This window comes from uncultured Roseibium sp. (assembly GCF_947496995.1).
In the GTDB taxonomy this organism is placed as follows: Bacteria; Pseudomonadota; Alphaproteobacteria; order Rhizobiales; family Stappiaceae; genus Roseibium.
Genome location: NZ_CANMFD010000004.1, coordinates 595,347 through 618,716 on the forward strand (window position 1 = coordinate 595,347; position 23,370 = coordinate 618,716).

General features: G+C 61.3%; 14 protein-coding genes. 5 read left to right on the plus strand and 9 right to left on the minus strand.

The annotated features are described in order from the left end of the window. The 6 genes from Q1B40_RS18755 to Q1B40_RS18780 all read right to left on the minus strand — a co-directional run bounded on the left by Q1B40_RS18755 (position 1) and on the right by Q1B40_RS18780 (position 8,755). Positions 1–1,974, minus strand: coding sequence for a hypothetical protein (locus Q1B40_RS18755; RefSeq protein ID WP_299817618.1), 1,974 nt, complete (start codon positions 1,972–1,974; stop codon positions 1–3). Between the two features lie 340 nt (positions 1,975–2,314). Further along, positions 2,315–3,100: a FadR/GntR family transcriptional regulator gene (locus Q1B40_RS18760; protein WP_299817620.1), complete on the minus strand. Its 786-nt coding sequence runs from the start codon at positions 3,098–3,100 to the stop codon at positions 2,315–2,317. A 132-nt stretch (positions 3,101–3,232) separates the two neighbouring features. Further along, entirely contained in the window at positions 3,233–4,243 is a 1,011-nt protein-coding gene (locus tag Q1B40_RS18765; protein ID WP_299817622.1) for an ABC transporter ATP-binding protein, read from the minus strand. Next, positions 4,240–6,174: a dipeptide/oligopeptide/nickel ABC transporter permease/ATP-binding protein gene (locus Q1B40_RS18770; protein WP_299817624.1), complete on the minus strand. Its 1,935-nt coding sequence runs from the start codon at positions 6,172–6,174 to the stop codon at positions 4,240–4,242. The genes Q1B40_RS18765 and Q1B40_RS18770 overlap by 4 nt, the downstream gene beginning before the upstream one ends. Next, positions 6,174–7,118, minus strand: coding sequence for an ABC transporter permease (locus Q1B40_RS18775; RefSeq protein ID WP_299817626.1), 945 nt, complete (start codon positions 7,116–7,118; stop codon positions 6,174–6,176). The genes Q1B40_RS18770 and Q1B40_RS18775 overlap by 1 nt, the downstream gene beginning before the upstream one ends. Before the next feature lie 77 nt (positions 7,119–7,195). After that, on the minus strand, positions 7,196–8,755 hold the full coding sequence (locus Q1B40_RS18780) for an ABC transporter substrate-binding protein (RefSeq protein ID WP_299817628.1): 1,560 nt from the start codon (positions 8,753–8,755) through the stop codon (positions 7,196–7,198). A gap of 147 nt (positions 8,756–8,902) precedes the next feature. Here Q1B40_RS18780 and Q1B40_RS18785 point away from each other — a divergent pair, with 147 nt between their 5' ends. Beyond that, positions 8,903–10,156, plus strand: coding sequence for a Zn-dependent hydrolase (locus Q1B40_RS18785; RefSeq protein ID WP_299817630.1), 1,254 nt, complete (start codon positions 8,903–8,905; stop codon positions 10,154–10,156). 93 nt (positions 10,157–10,249) lie between these two features. Here the strand turns inward: Q1B40_RS18785 and Q1B40_RS18790 are convergent, their stop codons facing one another. Together Q1B40_RS18790 and Q1B40_RS18795 are read right to left on the minus strand one after the other, a co-directional pair. Further along, a complete protein-coding gene (locus tag Q1B40_RS18790) occupies positions 10,250–16,744 on the minus strand; it encodes an autotransporter outer membrane beta-barrel domain-containing protein (RefSeq protein WP_299817632.1) in 6,495 nt (2,164 codons plus the stop codon). Between the two features lie 570 nt (positions 16,745–17,314). Beyond that, positions 17,315–17,509, minus strand: coding sequence for a hypothetical protein (locus Q1B40_RS18795; RefSeq protein ID WP_299817635.1), 195 nt, complete (start codon positions 17,507–17,509; stop codon positions 17,315–17,317). A gap of 84 nt (positions 17,510–17,593) precedes the next feature. Between Q1B40_RS18795 and Q1B40_RS18800 the strand changes: the two genes are divergently transcribed. Together Q1B40_RS18800 and Q1B40_RS18805 are read left to right on the plus strand one after the other, a co-directional pair. Beyond that, on the plus strand, positions 17,594–18,376 hold the full coding sequence (locus tag Q1B40_RS18800; protein ID WP_299817637.1) for a sensor histidine kinase: 783 nt from the start codon (positions 17,594–17,596) through the stop codon (positions 18,374–18,376). After that, entirely contained in the window at positions 18,364–19,101 is a 738-nt protein-coding gene (locus Q1B40_RS18805) for a LytTR family DNA-binding domain-containing protein (protein WP_299817639.1), read from the plus strand. The genes Q1B40_RS18800 and Q1B40_RS18805 overlap by 13 nt, the downstream gene beginning before the upstream one ends. A 95-nt stretch (positions 19,102–19,196) precedes the next feature. On the opposite strand, the gene Q1B40_RS18810 is transcribed toward Q1B40_RS18805, so the two are convergent. Then, positions 19,197–19,913, minus strand: a complete 717-nt coding sequence (locus Q1B40_RS18810) for a GntR family transcriptional regulator (RefSeq protein WP_299817641.1) — start codon at positions 19,911–19,913, stop codon at positions 19,197–19,199. A gap of 199 nt (positions 19,914–20,112) precedes the next feature. On the opposite strand from Q1B40_RS18810, the gene Q1B40_RS18815 reads away from it, so the two are divergent. Continuing rightward, positions 20,113–21,696, plus strand: coding sequence for an ABC transporter substrate-binding protein (locus Q1B40_RS18815; RefSeq protein ID WP_299817643.1), 1,584 nt, complete (start codon positions 20,113–20,115; stop codon positions 21,694–21,696). Positions 21,697–21,768: 72 nt separating this feature from the next. Next, complete coding sequence (locus Q1B40_RS18820) at positions 21,769–23,352, plus strand: ABC transporter substrate-binding protein (RefSeq protein WP_299817646.1); 1,584 nt, start codon at positions 21,769–21,771, stop codon at positions 23,350–23,352. Positions 23,353–23,370: the final 18 nt, after the last annotated feature.

Consider the following 23,370-nt stretch of genomic DNA (forward strand, 5'->3'; position numbering starts at 1 on the left):
CTATACCTTCAAGGCCTTGAAATTTACCGATCCTGGAATGCGCCGCTGATAAAGCAGCACTTCGGAAACGGCGAAGATGACGCAGAAACCGATCGTGGCCGAGAAGATGGCCGCATAGGCAATAAGCCCGCGATCGATATCGTCCAGGCTTTCTCTCGGAACAGCCGCCTGTACAGCCCCTGCCCAGGAAGACATGTAGCGCGTTATTCCCCCGACGAACGCCATGAAGACCGCTGTGCATGTGGCCCATGCAAAGCTCGTCTTGTGGGTCGGCTGCCAGGCCTTCATCGAACGTGGCACACGCCAGGCATCGAGAAGCAGGATGATGATCAGCGCAAGCAGGGCGCCACGCAGGGGAATCGGTCCGTTATAGGCAAGCGAAAACTGTAACGTGGCCCAGACATCGTAGGCATTCGTATTCCAGCCGCGGCCGGCGCCCGCTTCCCACAGGGCAGCGGCGAGGATGCACGCCGTGCCCAGCGCCCAGGACACCGCAAGCACGAAAATCGCTTGCGGCAGAAGCACCGTCCAGTTGCCAAGCGCCAGCCGCATGTTGCGCCAGCGGTGCAATTGCCTCCCCCCATCGCGTATGGCAAGCGCCACGGTGATGGGAATGCAAAAGGCGAGGAAGTTCGTGAAGGTATAGGTGAGAACACGCCAGAACGTTCCGACTTCCGCACCGCGCTGAAGGTGGCTCTCGAAACGGCCCGGGAACAGGCTCCAGAGCAGCGCAATGGACATGACAACGCCGAAGGTCCACAGACCGGTGATCATCCCGAAGGAACGCGAACGCGCCGGGCCGGTCTGATCGCCCAGATGATCCTTGAGAAACCCTTCCAGCTTCCGTCTTGCGAGTTCCCTCTGCAAGGTGACCGGGCCCTCCGGCGGACTGCGATGGCCTTCAGGCTGCTCGCTGATAATGATTTCGTGTTCAGCGTATAACGCAAGCAGAATGCAGAAATCGTCCGCAAGCTCATCCACTTCGACGGAAAGCCGTTCCCAGCTCGTCGAACGGCTTTCATCGAGATTTGCGTCATCCGCCGATGCCACCTCCTCCTCGTCCGCCGTCGTTGTCTGGTCTTTTCGGCCGGCAAAAAAATCTGTCTTCTCGTCGAGCGCGTGGACAAGCTCGTTCCTGCGCCTGGTCAACGCCTCTTCAAGTTCGTGAAACCGCTCCCGCTCGTGAGGATTGTTCAGTTTCAGTTTTCCTTTCAGCACCCAAGCGGAAATTGCAAAGATCAGGGCAATATCGTTATGAAAGTCCTCCGGTGCATCGAGCAGACCCTTCGTCTTGACGCTGTAATGATTCATGCGGCGCCAGTCTGTGCGGGACACAAGAAGACTTTCTTTGGGCGCCTGGCCATCCGGAGCATCGTTGGGCAGGGTCAGGATTTCGGCGCGCAGATCGTCCCGGATGCTCAGAACGCGCGTGGGAATTCCGGCAAGCCGATGCGCGGACGCCCGCATCCAGGTCTCAAAACGCTGCAGCACCGGAAAGGCCGGAGCCAATCCGATGATCATCAACGCGACGGCCATGGAAATCTTTGCATCGATGCCGATATCGTAGCCTCCTGCGTTCTGGGCAGAGGCCGTTGCGGACGACAGCGTCTGCTGTCCGCCTGCCGCGCCGGCGCCCTGAGCGGAGGAAACCGGAGAGAAACCTGTGGTCGGACCGGAAACTTCACCACCCACCGGAACCGGAAGTTTGCTCGCGCCGACAGCCAGGTTCGGTCCACCCAGCGCCGGTATCAGTTCGGCATACGCACAAAGAAACACATAAATGAGCAGGAAGGTCGCCGCATAAAAACCATAGGCGTTCAGAACAACGCGCCTTGAACGCAACTTGTCCGGCGACAACAGATCGACCAGCCGTTGAAGCTTCTGCCCGGCTTCATCTGTTGTCCGGTTAAAACGTTCAAAAGAAAACAGCAGGACGATCACCGCCCCGAAGACCAGTGCCAATAAGTTCGTCATGATTAATTTTCACAAGCTAGGTCAATATCCTAACGGCATTGCTGCACAGCCGGGTTACACGCGGTTTGTGCGGAAATTGCAGTCGGGAAAAACCCCGTAAGAACCAAAATAAGAAACAAAACTCTCATAATAACACTCCGCCAATTCTGGCAACCCTTAGTAGGTACTACAATCCGGCAGAAAACTCAAGTTTTCCGTGCCTGAGCAGAGTTCAGAATGACATGAACACTTCCTGTTTTTTCACGTCCTGCTTCGCTCGCATGGGGATTTACAAGCAATTTGCCGGCCCTAAAAAACACGGAGTGATCCCGGGATTTTCTGCCGGACTAGCGACTTTCGCTCAAATCGCCGGATGCCTTCTTCTGCCGTCCCCGCGCGTGCGCATTGCCGCCCGTTCCAGCATGTATTTCTCCGCCTCGATCATGTGACCGCGCATGATCATGCGGCTGAGTTCCGCGTCACCCGCCTTGATCGCTCTCAGAAGGCGGACCTGGTAATGCAGGCCGGTTTCCCTGAGACCCGGGTTCGGCTCCTTGTAGATCGACCGGCACACGGTCATGTCGCGCAGCAGGCTGAGCAGGAACGAACAGGTGAAGGCGAGGATGGGATTGCTGCAGTGCCGGGCAAGCTCCTCATGGAAATCGAGTTCCGCCAGCCGCTGCGCGTATTCCTCCTCGGCCGTTTTCGGCTCGTCCTCGTAAAGGCGGATACAGGACTGCAGCGACTGGAAGGCAGGCTCCGTCAGATTGCCCGCCACGCAGGCGGCCAGTTCCGGTTCCAGTTGCTTGCGCAGGGTATAGATGTCGGTGATCGACGGCTGATCGAACAGGAAGAGATTATCCAGCAGCCGGATCGCTTCCCCCGGCTCCACCGAAGCCACGAACACCCCGCCGCCCGGTCCACTTTTGGTCGAGATCAGACCTTGATACTCCAGCACCTTCAGCGCTTCGCGCAAGGTCCCCCGCGAAACCTTGACGGCCTCCGGCGACAGCCATTCCTGCGGCACCCGGTCTCCCGGCTGAAGGCCGGCTTCGACGATCTGCTCGCGGATCTGCAGAGCGGTAAGATCCGTCCGCCGCATCCGTTTCCCGGTTTTGGGGTCGCTGGCGCCCTCTGGAATTCTCATGGCCGGATAAACTGCTAATCCTTTTAAAGGTCATGCGGCGTCCAGTCGGAATTGATTGTGCGCCTGAATGTCGATCGATCTTAAAGTCTCGGAGCCCCCTGTCTTCAGGTGAAAACAGGGTGCTCCAAATGCCTATGCCCGTGGCAGCGGGTGATGGCAAGCCGCGAAATGGTTGCCCCCCTCCCCCTGCGCTTCATCCGGCGCCGGTCTCACGGAATGACAGAGATCGGTTTTGCGCACACATCTTGCCGCGAAGGCGCAGCCGGGAGGTGGATTGTAGGGGTCGGGCAGTTCCGCCGCAGCGTCCTCGGACACGAGATCGTGCCGGCCGGGAGCCGGCGCGGAACGCATCAGCAGGTCCGTATAGGGATGCAGGGGATGCCTGAAGATCTCCTTCGCCGGACCGAGTTCGGCCATGCGCCCGAAATACATCACGGCCACCCGGTCGCTCACGCTTTCGACCACCGACAGGTCGTGGCTGATGAAGATATAGGTCAGCCCGTATTGTTCCTTCAGGGCATCCAGCAGGTTCAGCACCTGCGCCTGCACGGAAACATCCAGGGCCGAGACCGGTTCGTCCAGCACGATCAGTTCGGGTCCCGCCGCAAGCGCGCGGGCAATGCCGATGCGCTGCGCCTGGCCGCCGGAAAACTCGTGCGGATAGCGCTCCAGGAATTCCGGCGCCAGATTGACCGCCTCCAGCAGCTCCTGAAGACGCTTTTCCCGTCCTCGCGCATCGAGATCGCTCAGGTGCTTCAGCGGCGCTTCCAGGATGGTGCGGATCGTCTTGCGCGGATTGAGCGAGGCGACCGGGTCCTGAAAGACATACTGGACCTTGCGGGCAAGCGCGTTGCGGTTCCGTTTGGCAAGGCCGGCAAGATCCTCACCGTCGAAAGTGATCGTTCCGGCCGTCGGCAGATCCAGCCCGACCACCAGCCGCGCCAGTGTGGACTTGCCGCAACCGGATTCCCCGACGACGCCAAGGGTCTCCCCCCTGCGCACGTTCAGCGTCAGCCCCTGAACGGCATGGACCGCAGGCTTGTGCCCGCCGAACAGTTTGCGTCCACCGCCGAAAATCCGCTCGACATCTTCAATGCCCAGCAAGGTGTCGCCTTCGGACTGTCTTGCACTCACCACGCTCATGCAGTTCCCTCCGTATTCAGAGGGTAGAGACAGCGCACGCCGCGTTCTTCGGACGACATGACCAGCGCGATATCGCCGGACCGGCACTCGGGTCTGGCGCGCGGACAGCGGTCTGCGAAGGCGCAGCCATCGGGAAGGTTGTTGACCACGGGCGGGCGGCCCTCGATCGCATCCAGTCGCCGCTCCGGCTCGCCCAGCACGGGAACACATTCGATCAGCTTTGCCGTATAGGGATGTTGCGGACTGGCCAGCACCTCGTCCGTCCGGCCGGTCTCTACGATCCGCCCGGCATACATCACCGCCACCCGGTCGCAAATCGCCGATACGACGCCGAAATCATGGGTGATGAACAGGATCGCCGCGTTCCGGTCCCGGCGCAGGCCGTTCATCAGCGTCAGGATCTGCGATTGCACGGTGACGTCCAGCGCCGTGGTCGGCTCGTCGGCGATCAGCACCTTGGCGTCATTGGCAAGCGCCATGGCGATACAGACACGCTGGCGCATGCCGCCTGACAGTTCGTGCGGATAAGCGGCCAGGCGTTCCTTCGGACTGGGAATACGCACCAGCGACAGCAGCTCGATGGCTCTCTTTTTCACTTCGGCGGAAGACAATGGCTGATGCGTGCCGATCGCTTCCTTGAGCTGGTCCCCGACTGTGAACAGCGGATGCAGGGTGGAGAGCGGGTCCTGAAACACATAGGCGACCGCGCCGCCGCGTAGTTTGCGGATATGCCTGTCGCTGACCGCGAACAGATCCTCGCCGTCCAGATAGGCTGCCCCGCCCGCGATCCGTCCCGGCGGGGTTGGCACCAGCCCCATGATCGACATGGCGGTGACGGATTTGCCCGATCCCGACTCCCCGACAATCCCCAGGCACTCGCCCTCCGCAAGGTTGAGATCAACGCCGCCGACCGCCTTGTAGACCGAGCCGCCGATCTCGAATTCCGTCCTCATGTCCCTGACATCCAGCACGCCTTTCCCGGAAGGTGGCGGCACGGGCGCGTCCCCGCGTTCCACCGCCGTGCGGGCAACCGGACGGGTCAGGGAACCGGCGCGCAGGCGCGGATCGAGAACATCGCGCACCCCGTCGCCAAAAAGATTGATGCTCATCACCAGCGCGAAGATCATCAGGCCGGGAATAACCGAGACATGCGGTGCGGTGAACAGGATCTTCCGTCCCTCCCCCAGCATCGAGCCGAGATCGGCCTGCGGCGGCTGAGCGCCCAGCCCCAGAAAGGACAGACCCGCCGTTTCCAGGATCATCCAGCCGACCGTGGTCGACATGGTGATCACGATGACCGGCAGAACGTTGGGCAGGATTTCGATGAACAGGATCTGCGCAGGCGACTTGCCCGACAGCCGGGCCGCATCGACGAACTCCCGGCGTGACAGGCCGAGCGTGATGCCGCGGATGTTGCGGGCAAAGAACGGAATGTTGACCAGGGCGATGGCGTAAAGCGCATTCAGCAACCCCGGCCCGAGCACGGCAACGATGGCCAGCGCCAGCAGGATGTAGGGAAAGGCCATCACCATGTCGATGCCGCGCATGATCACCGTATCCACCCGCCCGCCGGCATATCCGGCAACCAATCCCAGCAGCGACCCGAAGAACGCGGCGATGAAGGTCGCCGACAGGCCGACCGCCAGCGATACCCGCGTCCCCCAGATCAGCCGCGAGAGGAGATCCCTTCCAAGATGATCGGTGCCCATAAGATGACCGTCACTGAAGACCGGCAGCAGCCGGTTCGCTGGAGCCGTGACGTCCGGGTTGGCCAGCGGCAGCAAGGGGGCTGCGAGCGCGATGAGGCAGATCGCAACGAGCACGAACAGCCCGCCCGTCGCCAGGGAGTTGTTCAGGAGAAGGGCCAGTGTCCCTGGGCGGGCGGAGGTCCGCCTCGGTTTTACCTCTGTAGTGTGAGCCGTGTCCGTCATCAGCGCAGCCTCGGATCGAGAAGGGTCTGCACCACATCGGCAAACAGATTGAAGAGCACATAGGCGGCGGCGACAACCAGCACCCCGCCCTGCACCAGAAGCAGGTCGCGGGTGGAAATGGCGGTCACCAGCATGGAGCCGATCCCCGGCCACTGGAAAACCGTCTCGATATAGACCGCCCCGCCGATCACGAAACCGGCCTGAATGCCGATCACCGGCACCACGCCGACCAGCGCCGACTTGAACGCGTGCTTGTAGATCACCTTACGCTCGGAAAGCCCCTTGGCGCGCGCGGTGCGGATATAGTCCTGGCGCAGCACTTCCAGCATGGCGGTGCGGGTCAGCCGCGCGATCACGCCGGTCGCGACCACCGAAAGCGTCAGCGCGGGCAGCGTCAGGTGATGAATGAGATCGGGCAGGTCGCCGCCGCCATAAATTGCATACATGCCGGAGGCGGGAAACAGGCGCAGGTTGACCGCGAAGATCAGGATCAGGATCAAGCCGAGCCAGAAGGACGGTGTCGAGATGCCGATCAGCACCAGCAGCGTGATGGCCTTGTCCGCCCAGCCGTATTGGCGCACGGCCGACACGATCCCGGCCAGCAGACCGAAGATCGAACACAGGACAAGCGAGGTCCCGGCAAGGATCAGCGTCGCGGAAAAACGTTCAAGAACCTCGTCCAGCACAGGCCGGTTGAGCGTATAGGAACGGCCTAGATCGCCCTGGAAGAGATTGCCGATCCAGATGACGTATTGCTCGAACAGCGTCTTGTCGAGACCGAGATCCCGGTTGAGCTTGGCGACATTCTCGGGCGTCGCGTAGGAGCCGAGAATGGCGGTTGCCGGATCACCCGGGATCATCGCCATGATCAGGAAGACGATGATGGTCAGGCCGAACAGCACCGGTATGGCAGCCAGCAAACGCCTGACGATATAAGCGGCCAACGTTCTCTCCCTCTTGCCCGGATCCGGAAACGGCTGCCCCGGCAAACCTGACGGTTCGCCGGGACCGCGTTTTCAGCCTACTGGGGCTTCTTGACGTCCTGTAGCATCAGGAAGAAGGACGGCTGCAGTTTGAACCCTTCGACAGAGGCCTTGGTGATGGCATTCTGTTTCCAGTTGGCAACGAACACCCAGGGGGCGTCCTCCTGCACGATCTCCTGCATTTCCTTGTAAAGCGCGGCGCGCTCGCCCTGGTCGGTGACCTGACGGGCCTTTTCAAGCAGCTCGTCCACCTTGGCATTGGAGTAATAGCCGGAGTTGAAGCCACCCTTGTCGGGCATCGCTTCCGTGCGCAGCGCCAGGAACGGCAGCGTGTCCGGATCGTTGGTCATCCAGGCCATTTCCGCCATGGCTGCCTTGCCTTCCAGACCCGGGTTCACCTTGCCGAGGAAAGTGTTCCACTCGTAGGTCTCGATCTTGACGTTCATGCCGACGGCCTGAAGATCGGCCTGAATCGCTGTACCCATCGCAACCGGATCGAGCATGCCGGAGCCGCCTTCGGTCACGTAGAAGGTGATTTCCTCGCCGTTGTAACCGGCTTCCTTGAGCAGTTCCTTGGCCTTTTCCGGATCATAGGGATAAGGCTCCAGGCCTTCATTGTAGGCCCAGGCGAACGCCGGAGGTGTGGGGCCTGCTGCAACTTCCGCCGTGCCCTGCAGGATGTTTTCCACCAGCGCCTTCTTGTTGATGGCGTAATTGGCGGCCTGACGGGCGGCCTTGTTGTTGAAGGGCGCTTCCTTGGCATTGAGGATCAGGAACCAGACGTGAGGTCCGGCCTGCTCGAGCACCGTGAAGCTTTCGTCCGACTTGAACTGCTGCAGGCTGTCGGGCGGCACCTCGACCATGACATCCAGACCGCCGGACAGCATTTCGGCAATCCGCGTGTTGGCATCGGTGATCGGCCGGAAGATCAGCGCTTCCAGATCCGGGGAGCCGTCCCAGTAGTCCTCGTTCCTGACGGCAACCATCTTGGCATTGGCATCCCATTCGCCGAACTTGTAGGCGCCCGTGCCGGACGGATTGCGGCCGAAATCCTTGCCGTGCTGCTTGACCGCTTCCGGCGAGACGATCAGGCCGGTCGGATAGGCAAGGTTGGACAGGAACGGTGCATAAGGCGCGCTAAGCTTGAAGGTCACCGTCGTCTCATCGTCCGCGACAACCTCCTCGACCGTGGAGAAGAAGAACGACAGCGGGAAGGGTCCCGTATCGTGATACGGATGATCTTCTTTCAACATGCGGTCGAAGTTGAATTTCACGGCCTCGGCGTTGAACGGCGACCCGTCGTGGAAAGTCACGCCTTCGCGCAACTTGAATGTATAGGACTTGCCGTCGTCGGAGATCGTCCAGCTTTCGGCGAGCGACGGTTCAACCTCCAGCGTTCCGTCCTTGTAGCGGACCAGTCCGTCGTAAAGATTTACCAGGATGCGGAAATCGTTCACGGCGGTGACCGCCTGCGGATCGAGCGACTTCGGCTCCGCGATCTGGCCGATTACCAGCACATCAGGTGGTGTTTGCGCTTGCGCCTGGGGCGCGAAAGCGAGAAAGGCCGCAGCGACCGCCGCGGCTAGGACTTTTTTCATGACCATTCCCCTCGTTGTATTCTGAAAACTAATTAATCATGATTAATTGCGAAGCTGCAATAATTATTTAATACTAATTTTCACCTGAGGGTTGCGGCCCCGGTGCCAGAAGAATGCTTAAGCGCTGAATTAAAGGGAGGAATCCGGATGCCGCTGCCTCAAGCCCGCATCGATCTGGAGCGACTGAAATCGCTCCTGGAAGGGGTCAACCGCTTCGGTTTCGATCCTCGAACAGGAGGCTACAACCGTCCCGGCTTCTCACCGGAAGACATCGATTGCCGGTCCTGGTTCGCTGCCAGGATGCGCGACGAAGGCCTGTCTGTCTGGACCGACGGTGCGCTCAACGTGTTCGGCCGCTTCGGTCCCGGAGACGGTCCCTGCGTCATGGCCGGATCGCACCTGGACACGGTTGTCAACGGCGGGGCTTATGACGGCTCTCTAGGGGCCTGCGTGGCGCTGGAATGTGTGCTCGCCATGAAGGACGCCGGGATCGAGCCAGCCACCGCTGTCGAAATCGCCGCCACGTCCGAAGAAGAGGGCCGCTTCGGCGGCATGCTCGGCTCCCAGGCGATCACCGGACAGGTCACACGGGAGTGGATTGACGGGGCCGTGGACGCCGAAGGCAATCGCCTGAGCGAAGTCCTGCAAACCCACGGTCTGGATGCCGACAGCGTTCTGTCCGCCGCCCGGCGGCCTGGCTCGATTGCAACCTTTCTGGAGCTTCATATCGAGCAGGGCCCTGTCCTGGAACAGGAAGCGGTGCCGATCGGCATCGCCGACCGGGTTTCCGGCGTCTGCTATCTGGAACTGGACTTCAAGGGCACGGCGAACCATTCCGGCACCACGCCCATGAACCTGCGCGCCGACGCCTTTGCCGGCCTTGCTGACGTGGCCCATTCCATCCCGGACCTGATCGAGGCCCACGGCACGGATCAGAGCCGTATCACCATTGGCCATGTCGCCCTCACCCCCAACCACCCCCACACCATCCCCGGCCGGGCCGTGTTTTCGGTGATCATTCGCGACACCTCCGAAGAGGTGATGCGTAGCCTGTGCAAAAATATGAAAATTCATGCTCAAGAGTGGGTAAAAAAGCACAGCCTTGAAATGACCTCCACCGAACGGAGCTGGCTTCCCCCTGCCCTGCTCGACCCGGATGTCGCCGATCTCCTCCAGGTGCTTGCCACGCGGCATGGATTGCCCGCCAGGCGGATGCCCTCTGGCGCAGGCCACGACGCCCAGACCATGCAGGCCTTCTGCCCCTCCGGCCTGATCTTCGTCCCCAGCCGCGGCGGCATAAGCCACGCGCCGGAAGAACACAGCGACTGGCAGGACATCGAGAAAGGCGCCAACCTGATGCTCCAGGCCCTGATCGAACTGTGCCGGGCAAAACCGGAGTGAAAGGCCCGGGAGCATCATCGCAAAGCCACCAGGATAGAGCGTTTCCGCCCCATCCTCGTGCCTTGCGTGACATTCCCTGACTGCCGCTTGCGCTCAGAAGGGAATGCTTACCCGAAGCGAGCCGCTGTTCGTCGCCAGTTTGTCGGAGAAGCGCCCGTCATACTCAAGCCGAAGATCGAAGCCGTCGATCGACGTGACCTGAAGGCCCGCTCCGATTGAGGCAAACACATCTTCATGATCCAGCGTGGTTGTGAACTTGCCGGTGCCTGCGGGCGCTGACGCGAATTGCGCGCTTGTCTGCCAGTCGCTGTTGGCAAGAACGGTCAGCCCCACCCGTCCGAAAAACCTCAGGCTTGCGCCGCTGTCGTAGGTGTAGCGGCTTCCGAATTCCAGCGATGGCGAGACAGCGAAGTTCCATTGATCGGTTTCGTCGAATTCCAGACCGTATACGCCTGACTCCTTGTATTCGCCGACGCGCGAGTAGACCGCATCGAGATCGACATACGGTTTTGCATAGAAGTCGGTGGCCGCGAAGGTCCGCGCGATTCTTGCGCGAATGGCACCGTTGTAGACATTGGGAGAGCTGGAAACGGTCTCCGACACGTTGGTGATCGAAATCCTTCGGTCCAGGTCATATTGCCCATAACCGCCCGACACCGCTCCCGACAGTGTCCAGTCGCCGATTTCATGTTTGAGGCTGACACCGGCGAAGCCGCCAATTCCTTCTCCCGAGACGGACTCGGAGGCCTGGGAAATCCAGCTCTGCTGAAAGGCAGCCGCAGTGCCGACGAACCAGCCCGGTGCGATTTCCTTCTGGGCTCCCATCGTGTAGGTGACCGCATCCGCGTTGTAGCTCGGCGCGGTTCCCATCGACTGCCGATGCCCCGTAGCCGCCGTAAGACGCGCCCAGCTGCAGGATCCCTCCGACAGGAAGGCGTTGTCGGCCTCGAAAACCGGGCAACTCATGAGACTGTTGCCGAAGGCGAGCATTTCGAAGGACTGCTCGACGGCCGGGGCAAGGGCCGCCCTCGGCCGCAACTCGTCGAGCGTGTCGCCATAATCGCGGCCCGCATTATCGACTTCATTTGCTATTGCGCCGAAAAGCGACCCGAACGCGTTATTGCCTCCAAGGTTCCAGATGGACTGCAGGTTCTTCGCCAGTCGTATCTGATCGTCGTTCATTGGCGTCTTGTCCACGGGCGTGAAGTCCGCGGCATCGACTGACAGATAGTGATCTGTCCCGATCTTGTTGATCGCATAGTCGAATATCAGCGAATCCTGTGGCGACAGCGAACCGCTGAGCGCGCCACCAACAGTCAGGAATCGCGTCCTTCTGTTTGGCAGCAAGCTGATCGCCTCGACGCCGAGCGTGCCGTCGAGGCTGGCGTCTCCGCGGATGTCGAAAAGATCCGATCCATAGTTGTTGAGATCGATGTCGGCGACAAGCTTGCCCGCGTCCGATTGTACGAAATTGCCTGTCAGGACTGTCGTTCCGGTATCATGTGCCCGGTTCAGCACAAACCGGCCGTTGTTGACGATATGCGCTCCGTAGAAATAGCCGCCGGCAAGGGTGTAGGACGAATTGTTCGTGATCGTACCTGCCGTATTGCCATCGGCGTTTTCCAGCAGAACATCCCCGTGAAGCGAAGCCGTGTCATTGACCGTCACGTTGAGGATGGCGCCCTCTGCGGTCGTTCCGCTGCCGGAATAGCGAACGGCGTAGTTGTCGCCATAATCGTTGCCGGTCACATAGGAGCCGGACTCGACGACCGAATCGCCATTGAGAACAAGGCTGTTGCCGTTGCCGCCGGCCACCATGACAGCAGAAGACGAGTCGCTGTACCCGCCGATGATCAGACCTCCGGAGCTGGCCGTGATCGTGACCTGGTCATTGCCGTCCGGTCCCTGGCTTTGCGCAAAGACACCCATGCCGCGCGTGCCCGTGGACGAGACCTTGTCCGATATCGTCAGGGTAACGTCGCCACCGGTTCCCGACCCGTCGGAGGAGGTAACCCCGGCGAACGCGCCGGTTCCCGAACCGCCCAGACCGCCGCCACCGCCGATCGATTGCGCAACCACGCCAATCGCATCCTGACCGGTTACGGCGATGGGAGCACCTATGTCGAGCGAGATCGCGCCTCCATTGCCGCTTGCGCCGCCGGAAGCGTTTTCGCCCGAAGTCAGCACACTGAGCACACCTCCGGTCGCATCGCCGCCCAGGCCGCCACCGCCGCCAATCGACTGGGCGATGACGCCGTGGGCACCAATGCCGCCGGTGGCAACGCCGGTGCCGCCGGTGAGGGAATAGGTGACGGTATTGCCGTCACCCGCGGCACCGCCTGTCCCTCCGATGGCCAGATCCAGATCGTCTCCCACCGAACCGGTCACCCCGAGCCCGCCGCCTCCGCCGATGGATTGCAGGAGCACGCCGTGGGAGCGATTTCCCAGCGTGACAATGCTGGTTTCGGCCTGGAGATTGATTGTGCCGCCATCGCCCGCGACCCCGCCTTTGCCGCCAACGGAGACACTCAGTTCATGGCCGTCGGCCCGTGTTGCCTCCACGCTGCTGCCAACGCCTCCGGTGCCGCCACCGCCGCCGATGGCCTGCGCAATCAGCCCTGCAGCATCCGAACCATAGGTGTTTATGAAGATGCCGCTGTCATTGTAGGTGTAGACCGACCCGCCGTCGTTGCCGGCACCGCCGCTGCCGCCCCCATCACCACCGATTGCCATGGTTCCGGTCTGGCTGTCGGAGCCGTCACCGCCCTGACCGCCACCGCCGCCGATCGACTGCATCAGCAGACCGGCAGCACCATAACCGTGCGTTTCAATGAGACTGCTGCTTCCTCCGGATACCCAGAGCGCGGCATCGCCACCTGCCCCTCCGGAACCACCGGTTCCCCCGACGCTGACTTCGATATTCGCGGTCACATCACCGCCGGTCGCGACAGAAGAGCCGCCCTGTCCACCGCCGCCGCCAATGGACTGAAGCACGACACCGTCCGACCAGTCACCATAGGTTGCCACGCGGCCTGCCTGGTAATATTTGACCGTGCCGCCGTCGCCGCCGCTGCCGCCCTTTCCGCCGACTTCGACCGTCAGCTGGTAGGAACTGCCCTCGTCTGTCAGACGCGATATCTTGTCTTCCGTATTGCCGATCAGGTCGAGGATCTTGTGAGACGACGCATCGCTGCCGAGCGAACCGCCGATGCCGCCCCCGCCCCCGATGGACTGAAGAACGATCCCGTCCGCGTCGCCGCCGAATGTTTCGGTGACACCGTATTCTTCCACATAGACGCTGCCGCCCTTGCCGCCACTTCCGCCGGTCGCGCCGACGCCCACATTCAGCGTTCCCGAGAAACCGCCGGCATTCGCGGCAAGATAGAGAGTCCCGCCCTGTGAGTTTCCGCCGCCGCCGCCAATCGATTGTGCAACGATGCCCCTGGCGCCCGATCCCTGGGTCTGCACCGTGTAGCCGGCAAAATTATGCACCGTGACGGAGTTGCCGTTGCCACCCGAACCGCCTTGACCGCCAAGTGAAATATCGGCCTTCAGAGACGCCACGCCGCCTTGTGCATAAGCGTTGCTGTTACCCACGCCACCGTTGCCGCCACCGCCGCCGATGGACTGTGCAAGCACGCCATGCGCGCCATCGCCGACCGTCAGCATGGTCCCATCGGGTGCCAATGTGGTCAAACGAGTGGCACCGGTGCCGGTGGCATTGCTGTCTTCTCCGTAGGTGCCCAGAGTGACGGTAACAACGCCGCCAGCGCCACCGCCCGAGGTTGTATAGCTGTAGCCGGGATTGAAATCGCTCATGATGTTGCCGGCACCACCGCCGAAGGCAACACCTGCGGTGACCTCGACAGTATCCTTGTCGCCCAGCGTGGTGGAAAGCACCGACGCGTCGCCGCCGTTGCCGCCGCCGCCGCCGATCGACTGCGCGACGATGCCATGTGCCGCATCGCCGATCGTCGTCAACCCGGATTCGTCGTCGAAGGATACGGTAACGCTACCGCCATTGCCCGCATTCGCACCGTTTCCGCCGACAGCGGCCTGATAATTGAAGGCGACCGGCACACCGGTTCCCGTCGGTGCGGCAACAACGAAATCGCTTGCCGAAACAGCCCCGCCGGAGCCCCCGCCGCCACCGATGGACTGGGCCAGGATACCGACCGAATTGTTCGGAGCGGATTGGCTGGTGGAATTGGTGACCAGGCCTGTCGCGATATAGGCTTCGGTCAGATCGAGATTCAGCGTTCCGCCACTGCCGCCAGCGCCACCACTGCCCCCGACGATGAAGGCGGCATTGAAGCCGATCGTGGCGTCAAAATAGCTGGCGCTTCCGCCCGTGCCGCCGCCGCCGCCAATGGACTGGGCGATCAGACCTGGCGACTGCGCACCGGATGTGTTTACCGCAAATTCGTTCTGGACGAACCGGACAGTCCCGCCCGTACCACCGGCACCGGCCGAACCGCCCATTTGAAGGGCGAAAAACGACAAGGCGCTGTAATTCTTGTCGCTGCCGCCGTTGCCGCCACCGCCACCGACAGACTGCGCAACCACACCGGGCGCGAAATCGCCGATTGTGGTGACGTGGGCATCGCCGTCATCATCAGGACTGGCGAGGCTTGAAAGATAGGGAACGAAGGTCCCGGACGAATTGTTGGCGCCGCAAACAGCCGAATTGTCTATACACAGCAGACCGCCATCACCACCGCCTGAAGCCGAGCCTCCGATCCCGATGGAAGCAATGGCCGACAGGGTCACGCTACTGCCGCCGTTCCCGCCACCGCCGCCAATCGACTGGAACACCGCACCTGGCGATGAATCGCCGTACGTCGTGATTGCGCCGATATTGGGTATCGCAATGATGCCGCCATCGCCACCGGCTGCGCCCTGTCCTCCAACCCCGGCAATGCCCTTGGCATCTCCACCGGAGCCGCCGCCGCCGCCGATGGATTGCGCAAGGATCGCGATTGAGGACTCTCCTTTTGTGAAGACGCTTTCGGTATTCGAGATGCCGGCCGTGCCACCGTCGGAAGTCGAACTCCCCTGCGCGTTGCCACCCACGCTCACCAGACCGGAGGCCGAACCGGCCGCACCACCGCCACCGCCGATAGACTGGCCGATGATACCAAGTGCGTTGAACCCTTGCGTGGTGATCGGAGTGCTGGAGTTGATCGTCACGGTCCCGACTGATCCGCCGCCGGCGCCGTCCCCCCCAAGTCCCACCAGGGTCGACGTGTCGATGCCCCCGGTTCCACCGCTGCCTGCAATCGATTGAGCGACAATGCCGAACGAGTGATCGCCGCTCGTCGTCAGTCCCTGGGCATCAAGGGAAACAAGCACATTCCCGGCATTGCCACCGTTGCCGCCGTTGCCGGCCTGACCGCCGAGGACACTGACGAAATCTCCCCCCGTGCCGCCGCCGCCACCGATCGAGTGGGCCGCGATAGCCGGGGCATAGTCGCCATTGGTCGAAACGGAACCAGCCCAAATGTCGACAGAAACCGTAACATTGCCTGCGTTGCCGCCAAAGCCGCCGCCACCACCGGTTCCCGCCAGCGCGGTTCCATCGCCGCCGTCACCGCCTTCTCCACCAATGCTCTGACCGAGAATGCCGTAGACGTAATCACCAGAGGCGGTGAGGTCTCCATCATTGTTAAGCGACAGGGAAACGGCACCGGCCGTGCCGCCGGACCCACCATAATGATCCTCGGCAGGACCGGTGCCACCGCTGCCGCCAGCGCTCTTGCCTGCCATGACGGCACTGATTTCCCCGACAGTGCCGAGCACATCGAGAACTAGCGATTCACCGTTCGAAATGGTGACCGTCCCACCGTTGCCGCCGTTGCCTCCATTATCGCTGTTGTCGGTAGATGTGGTGCCATTGCCTCCCTGGCTCAGCCCCAACAATCCGAAGAGACCCGTCCCGCCACCCACAGTCACATCCCAGTAAATGCTGCCATCGATATCTCCGGTAATGCTTACCGCCCCACCGGCCCCCGCATTGCCGTTGTTGAAGCCACCTTGTCCACCGATGGATTTCGCGATGAACCCGCCTCCGCTGCCCATTCCCGTGAAGCGGCTGGAACTCGAGCCGATATCAAAACTGGCCAGACTGTTGTTTACGATCGTGATTGCACCGCCGGACCCGCCCTGACCGCCCCGCTGATCCGACAGGACGGAATCATTTTGCTTGCCGCCCATACCACCGTAACTCTCGCCAAGATAAATAACGAAACCGGCGTTTGAACCTCCATCCACTTCATATCCACCGATCCCGTCGCTGGTGAAATAGAGCGAACCGCCGTTGCCGCCGGTTCCTCCATTTGAATCGTTGTCGCCATTGGTCTGATCGCCATCGCCCCCAAGGGAACGGGCATTCATGCCCACCGCAAGGTCGGACGTATTGCCGACATGGTAGCTGATGGAGCTGTCGTTATAAATTCTGATGTCACCGCCGTTACCAGCGGTTCCTGTATCATCGCCCTGCGCTCCCGACGATTGCAGAAACCAGACCTGATCGTGTCCGCCGCTCGTCGGGACATCCATGTCCTGTTCGAAATAGTTGTTCACCGTCATCCCGACGCCGTCCGCGCCATATGACTGTCCGGAATCCGTAAAGTTGATAAGTGAATTGTACTCCCCGAAATTAAACGTACAGGTCCATGGGTCGCCCGTGGTATCGCAGCCGTCGTCGGCAAACACCGGCACCGCCCCGAGCAGGCAGGAGAGGGAAACAGTCGTCAGAAGAACCAGTCTGTGTCGGCGGAGGCAGGAGGAGACGGCATCCTTGCGGATTAAAAAATGTTCATTTGCAATGCTGCCACTCAATATTTTACTCCCGATAAAAAAATATGCCCGTCCTTCCAATCGCCGAATACCCGACGGAAGCCGTCGGTCTCGAAAAGGACCGGCGAACGGACTTGGTACTTCTTGCAGGTGACGAACGCAGACTCACGCGGGAATCGATGAACCTGTTAAAATTTTCGATGAAACGGCTTCTTGAAAACAATTTGCGAACAACTCTCCGCTATTGCAGAGTACGGAAAAATAACAAGCGGTTGGAAAATGATTGACGTAGAGGAGGTTACAGGCTGCCCACCTGCGCAGGCGCGGACACACGACCGGTATTGGCGGGAAATCTCGAGGTCAAGTGAACAGCCCGCCGCCGGAGGGCAGTCCGGAAACAACCGCACATTCTGGAAACTGCACACTGCCGGGTGGGCTTTCATAGCGCTGTACGGGTTCTCCGCCAGAACAGTCGCGTTTTCTGACACCGGAACGGCTTTCATACTCACCCTGGCGCTGGATAGCGTCGGCTTCGTCCTCACCGCGTCGATGCATGTTTTCTTCCTGTCCCGGGTGAGGAGAATCACTGCGACACCCGTTATTCTGACCGTGGCAGGCCTGTGTCTTTCGGGAGGCATATTGCAAACCTGGCTGGCATGGCATCTGCGTGACCAGTTCTTTCCACTCGCTCAAACCTTCAACACTCCTGTCACACCGGTGATTTTCTACACGTCGGTTCTCCTGGGCTGGGCCCTTGCCTATTACTGTTTGCGAGCGGACTACGAGGCAGGGCTGGAGCGCTTGCGGCGCAGCAAGGCCCAGACGGAGACCATGCGTTCGGAACTGGAGCAGTTGAGGCTCCAGCTGGCTCCGCACTTCCTGTTCAACGCCCTGAATTCCGTTACGGCTGAAATCCATGAAAGGCCCGATGTCGCCCTGGAAATGGTGCGCAAGATCGCGAGCTATCTTCGCTATTGCCTCAATCAGCGAGGCCGCGATCTCTATCCGCTGGCCGAGGAAATCGAGGCAATGCAGGCCTATCTCCACATTCAGGAGATCCGCTTCGAGGACAGGCTGACCTGCACCGTCGCCGTTGATCCTGCCGCCAGAAATCTCCTTATTCCGCACATGATCCTGCAGGGCCTTGTGGAAAATGCAGTGAAACATGGATTGAAACACGACACCGACAGTATCCACGTCAAGGTTGACGTTGAGAAAACCGATGCCGCTGCCGTAAGGATTAGAGTCTCGAACTCTGGCGTGCTGGCCGCGCCTGACGACAAACGCCAATCAATCGGACTGACCAACATCAAACAGCGCCTGAACCTCCATTTCCCGCAGGCGAACGAGCTTTCCATCCGCGAAGTTCAAGGGGTCGTGATCGCCCAGATCATCCTGAAAGGTTCTGCATGCACCGTGTGATCCTCGTCGACGATGAGCCTTCGGCACGACGCGGCTTGAGAAGAATGCTCGGCCAGTATGACGATATAGAGATCGTTGCCGAAGCCGGTGACATTGCCGCCGCGCAGGGCCTGATCAGCCGGCTTGAACCGGACGCGGTCTTTCTGGATGTGGAACTGAGCGGCGAAACGGGTTTCAAACTGGCCCCCACCCTGCCACCCCGGACAGCCGTCATTATTGTCAGCGCGCACGACAATTATGCGATCAGCGCATTCGACATCGCGGCAATCGACTTTCTGGTGAAACCGGTTGCGCCGCAGCGCCTGGAAACGACGATCGAACGGCTCCGCGAGAGAATGCACTCCCTGAACGGTCGGCCGGCTGCGAGCGTCGATCCTACGGCAAACGGCACCGGCGACAGGATCCACCTAAAAACCTCGTCGTCATCGATGATGGTCGCTGCCCACACGATCTCCATGCTGCAGGCGGAAGGCGATTATACACGCATATTCCTGCAGTCGGACCAGAGCCATCTGGTCAGCCGTTTACTGCGGAAATTCGAACCCGAACTCCCCAGCCCTCCCTTCCACCGCCTGGGCCGGTCACTGATCGTCAACAAGGATCACATAGACAAAGTGGAATGGGGCACCACAAGCGGCAGCTGCCTGCATTTCGTCTCCTGCAGCGAAACCGTCGACCTCGGCCGCACCGGCACAAGACGCCTGCGCGAACTCCTCAAGATCTGATCTGCACACGCCGGAGATCCCGGCATGCGCCAGGCCACAGGACGGGTGTGGCTTCAATTGCCCCGGAGCGTGGGGCCGCTCATCGGAGCGGGCAATCAGGTCCTCAGCACGACCCTGTCTCCCCGAGAAACCGCCTCGGAGACTTCGACGGTCATGCCTTCATCGTCGACATTGACGCCGGTTGTCACCAGCACCGGCTGCGAGGAAGGAATTTCCAGCAGCAGCGCCTCATGGGGTCCCGGCAGGCGGGTCATGATTGTTGTTTCAAGGCGGAAGAAGTCCTCCACTCCGCAAGCCCGCAGCGCGGCAGTCACGCCGCCTGCGGTATCGATGTGATCGAGAATGCCGGAAAAGCGGGGCGACAGCGGATAGAAGTGACGCGCCAGCATCGCAGGCCGCCCCTGCACGAGACGGATGAACTCGGCGCGCTGGACACGGGTTCCGGTCTTCACACCGAAGGCTCGTGCAATATTGGCCGGAGCCGCCTGACGGCGCTTGCCGACCATGTTCAGTTGCGTGCTCCTGCCTTCGCTCGACAGGTTCACGCTGAACCGCGTGCGGCGGCCAAGGGTGTAGACGAAGCGGTCTTCGCACACGAAATTGCCGCGTCCCTGCCAGCCGGTGATGTGACCGCTTGATTTCAGACGGTCGAACGCCTTGCGCACCTCGTAGAACGACAGCCCGCTCTTCTCGGCCATTGCCGTCAGTGAAGGCAGCTTGCTGCCGGCCGGCAGGCTGCCGGTCTCGATCTTTTCGCGCAATTCGCTGACGAGCGCGCGCCAGCCCTGCTCGAGAGGAGGCGAGTGAAGCACAAGGCATCTCCCTGACCCGTTTCCATCAAGGCATAGCTTGACATGAGCCCATTGCACAGTCGTGACAGCGCGCACACCCGGCAGGTGTGCGCGAAGCTTTTTTGAATAGCTGGTTACGACGGCAAAACCGTCATCGCACTGCAAAAGAGGCCCCCCATTCGAGTGAGCGTCACTGATTTTTCTCCATGAGGAGCTGGAAATGTCCGTCACTCGCCGTGAATTTCTCACCTACGCCGCCTCCGGCGCCACCGTGCTGACCCTGTCGCACCTGCTCGACCCGACAAGGGCCCTGGCCGCCTCCCCCGACATCGTTGCCGGGATGATCGAAAGCCAGACACCGAAATCAGGCGGTATCCTGACTTATGGCCAGACCTACCCGAACTGGGCGCTCGGCCAGTCCAACCGCGGTCAGCATCCCTATTTCTGGCTCGACCTCCTGACTCGCTCCGTCTGGAATGGCCTGACCTGGGTCGACGAGGACATGAACGTTCAGCTCGACCTGGCAAGTTCGATGGCCCCGAGCGACGATCTGACCGTCTGGGACATCGGCCTGCGAGAAGGTGTCATGTTCCACGATGGCACCGAAATGACCTCCGAGGACGTCGTGTCATCCCTGCAGTTCCATATGCTGGGCGGTGTCGGCCTGATCCGTACCCAGATGAAGAGCGTCGAGCCGAACGGCAAATACGGCGTGCGCGTTCATCTCAACGGCGCCAATGCGGAATTCCCGCATTCGCTCGCCGAATACCGCGCCATGATCCTGAAAAAGAACGATGTCGATACAATCGGCTTCGACGGCATCGGCACCGGGCCGTTCAAGCTCGTTGAAATCGACAATGCCCGCCAGTTCCGTGCCGTACGCAACGAGAACTACTGGATGGAAAACGGACCTTATCTCGATGAGGTGCGCGGCGTCCTGACGATGGGCAACGCGGCCATCAACGGCTTCCGCGCCGGTCAGCTCAACGCGGTCTTCAACATCGATCCCGGTCAGGTCGGCCAGTTCGAGGACGCCGGCGGCAGGACCCATGCATCGGCCTCCGGCGACCAGTTCTGGCTCGCCCTGCCGAAGAACCTCGACTTCCCGTGGAACGACAAGCTGATCCGCCAGGCCATGTCGCTGGCCATCGACCGTCAGAAGATCAACCGGATCATCTACAACGATCCGAACGGCTGGACCGGCAATGACACCCACATGAACGGCGTCAACGGCGAATGGGTTGCCCGCCCGATCGAGCGCGACGTCGAAAAGGCCAGGGCCCTTCTGGCAGAGGCCGGTTACGGCGAGGGTGTCACCCTGCCGGCGATCGCCTTCTGTCCGTCCTTCCCGGAAGAGCCGCGTGTCTATCCGATTGTCGCCGAAAGCCTTGCGGAAGCCGGCATCACGCTGGAATTCCAGGAACGGCCCTGCGATGGTTTCAATCCCTACACGGAAGCGGTGAACAAGCCTTATGGCCGGCCGAAGCGCAGCCTGGTCGGGCCGCGCAATCCCTTCATCAACCTGTCGCGCCTGACCACCGGCAACCCGGCGGAACGCGGTGCCTGGGAAGGACCCCGGGCCGACCGTTACGGCAGTCTTCTCGTTGAAGCCGTCAGCCAGCAGGATCCGGAGGCCCGCCAGGCACTCTATGCCGAAGCACAGCGCATCGCCCAGGAAGAGGTCCCGGGCATCATGCTCGGCGGACGGCGCAACATGGCGGCCCATGCGGCCAATGTGAAAAACCTTCGCAGCCACAGCCAGAACTGGTCCAGCCGCTTCGAATACGTCTGGATCGACGCCTGACCTCAAGGGGGCGCGACCTGGCCGCGCCCCCTGTTCCCATCTGAAACCCTATCAACCCTAACGAGGTTCACCATGCTTTCCCGTCGCGACTTCTTGGCCGGATCGGCCGTCATCATCGGCGTTGGCGCCCTTCCCAAAGGCGCAGCCGCGCAGCCGCTCACCGACTTTGTCGACAGCCTGATCGAGGGTCAGAGCCCGAGACAGGGCGGCAGACTCGTCTATGGCAACCCGGTGCCGAACTGGGCGCTGGGCCAGTCCGACCGCGGTCAGCACCCCTACTATTTCATGGACATCCAGACGCGCGGCATCTGGAACGCGCTGACCTGGGTGGATGAAGATCTCAATGTGGTTCCCGAGCTGGCCGAAAGCTTTGTCTCCAATGACGACGCGACCGTGTGGGACTACAAGCTGCGCGAAGGCGTGTTCTTTCATGACGGCAAGGAATTTACCTCCGAGGACGCGGTAGCCTCTGCACGCCTGCACGCCCATCCGAAGTTCGGCGGCGTCGGCTTCTTCAAGCAGGACATCAAGTCGGTCGAAGCCCGCGGCAAATATGGCGTGCGCTTCCACCTGAACCGCCCGAACGTCGAATTCCCGCATGCCACTGCCGAATACCGGGCGATGATGCTGCCGGCCCGGGAAAATCTCGAGGAGATGGGCTACGACGGCATCGGCACCGGTCCGTTCAAGCTGGTCGAGATCGACAACAAGCGCCAGTTTCTTGCCACCCGTTTCGAGAACTACTGGATGCCGAACAAGCCCTACATCGAGGAGCTGCAGGGCGTCCTTGCAATGGGCCAGAGTGCAATCAACGGCTTCCAGTCAGGACAGTTCAACGCCATCTACAACGCCGATCCCGGCCAGTTCGACCAGTTCGGCTCCGCCGGCGGTGTTGTCAATTCCGCCCCGTCCGGCGACCAGTTCTGGCTGGTTCTGCCGAAAAACATGAACCTTCCCTGGAACGATGTCCGTGTCCGCAAGGCCATGAGCCTTGCGATCGACCGGCCGAAGATCAACAGGATCATCTACGGCGATCCGGAGGGCTGGACCGGAAACGACACCCACATGAACGGCGTCAACAAGGAATTCCAGCCGCGCGCGGTGGAACGGGACGTGGCCGAAGCCAGACGCCTGCTCGCCGAAGCCGGTTACCCGAACGGCATCGATCTGCCCGCGATCTTCTACTGCCCGGGCTATCCTGAAGAACCGCGCCTGTGGGCCGTCGTCGGCGAAAGCCTGAAGGAAGCCGGGATCAACCTGGAATTCGCCGAGCGTCCCTGTGACGGCTTCAACCCCTTCACCATGGCCGTCAACAAGCCGATCGGCCGTCCGCGCCGCAACCTGGTCGGGGCCCGCAACCCGAACATCAACCTGAGCCGCCTGTCGCAGCTCAACGATGCCGAGCCGGGCGGCTGGTCCGGTCCGGGCTACGACCGCTACAACGCGCTGCTGACCAGGGCCGCCGCGGAAATGGACGACGATGCACGCCTGGCGATCTACCAAGAGATGCAGGCCATCGCGCAGGAAGAAGTCCCGGGCATCATGATCGGCGGCCGGCGGACCAACGTGGTGAGCGCCGCCAATGTCCACAACCTGCGCGCCCACACCCAGCTCTGGCAGGGCCCGCGGTACGAGAGCGTCTGGATCGACGCCTGAGTTCGAACGATTGCTGTG